Source organism: Streptomyces sp. W16 (genome assembly GCF_033194735.1).
Classification (GTDB): domain Bacteria; phylum Actinomycetota; class Actinomycetes; order Streptomycetales; family Streptomycetaceae; genus Streptomyces.
Genome location: NZ_JAWOAI010001062.1, coordinates 1 through 1,454, shown reverse-complemented (window position 1 = coordinate 1,454; position 1,454 = coordinate 1). Strand labels below are relative to the sequence as shown.

At 71.2% G+C, this 1,454-nt stretch carries 2 protein-coding genes; both read left to right on the top strand.

All coding sequences use genetic code 11. The features are described from left to right. Nucleotides 1-223 precede the first annotated feature (223 nt). The gene (locus R6V09_RS53060; protein WP_317888544.1) at nucleotides 224-625 is read left to right on the top strand and encodes a BlaI/MecI/CopY family transcriptional regulator; all 402 of its coding nucleotides are present in this window, start codon (nucleotides 224-226) and stop codon (nucleotides 623-625) included. Between the two features lie 4 nt (nucleotides 626-629). Continuing rightward, the gene (locus R6V09_RS53055; RefSeq protein ID WP_442810311.1) at nucleotides 630-1,397 is read left to right on the top strand and encodes a M56 family metallopeptidase; all 768 of its coding nucleotides are present in this window, start codon (nucleotides 630-632) and stop codon (nucleotides 1,395-1,397) included. Nucleotides 1,398-1,454: the final 57 nt, after the last annotated feature.

Sequence of the window (1,454 nt, the reverse complement as noted above, 5' to 3'; positions counted from 1 at the left end):
CGCCGACGGGTGGCGGGGCGGGGTGGCCTGCCGGGGGCGCAGGGCGGCGACCGCGAGGGCACGCAGATGCGCCGTACTTCCGAGGTGGGGCATGGACTCTTTTCCTCCGCAGGTGGAGTGGAGCGGCGAAACTCTACAACATGTAGTAGGTAAGGTCGTACAGCATGTAGTAGGTCGCCGGGTAGGCTGGGGCGCCGAACGGTGAAAGGCGGTGGGGTGAGCAGTGCACGACCGGAAGAGCGACGAACCCGGCGCGACGTCCGGCAGGCGGGCGCGCGGTGAACTGGAGAGCGGTGTTCTCGCCGCGCTCTACGGGGCCGCCGAGCCGCTGACCGCACGCCAGGTCAGGGACGGACTGCCGGGCGGCCTGGCCTACACCACCGTGCTGACGATCCTGTCGCGCCTGCACGACAAGGGGATGCTCGTCCGCCACCGCGCGGGACGCGGGTACGCGTACGCACCGGCTCGGGACGAGGCGACGCACACCGCGGACCGGATGCGCTCACTGTTGGAGCACGGCACCGACCGCGAGGCGGTGCTCACCCGCTTCGTCTCCGAACTGTCCGAGGAGGACGAGCAGTTGCTCCAGCGACTGCTCTCCGGCCGCGCCGACGAAGGACCATGAGCCGGTGCTGATCAGTGTGTACGTCCCCCTTCTGATCACCACGGTGATCGCGGTGTTCGCACCCCGCGCCGCCCCTCTGCTGGCCCCGCGCCCGGCCGCCTGGTCGCTCGCCTGCTCAGCACTGGTCGCGTCGCTGGGCTGGCTGGGCTCGCTGGCGCTGCTGGCGTTCGCCGGTCTTGTGCAGATCCCCGAGGTCGCCGAGGAGGGGCAGTGGTCGGTCGCCGCCGTGCGCGCCTCCGACCCCGTCCACCTCACGGTCGCCGGGGCCGCCGCACTCGCCCTCCTCGCGTCCGTCGCGAGCCTCGCCGTCGCCGGCACACGTCAGCTGCGGCACCTGCGCTGGGCCCGCCGCGAGTGCCAACAGCTGCCCGGTGACACGGAGTTGGCCGTCCTGGACATGGCGTCACCGGAGGCCTTCGCGCTGCCGGGGAAGCCGGGGCGGATCGTGGTGTCACGCGGCATGCTGCGCTGCCTGGGCGATCGCGAGCGCGAGGCACTGCTCGCGCACGAGCGGGCCCATCTGCGCGGCCGGCACCATCTCTTCCAGACCCTCTGGCGACTCTCCGCCGCCGTGAATCCGCTGCTACGGCCGCTGTCCGCCGCCGGCGGCTTCGTCCTGGAGCGCTGGGCGGACGAGGAGGCCGCGGTGCGCGTCGGCGATCGTACGGTCGTCGCCCGTGCCGCGGCGGCACCTGGTCGTGCGCGTAGAAGTAGCGCAGGTAGTACGACGGGACGACGCCGAGCCGGTCGACTCAGGAAAACTCGAGCCTGACGAGATCGATTTCCTTGTCGAGCGATCGTTCGAGCACTATTTCGACAATGTTGGCCT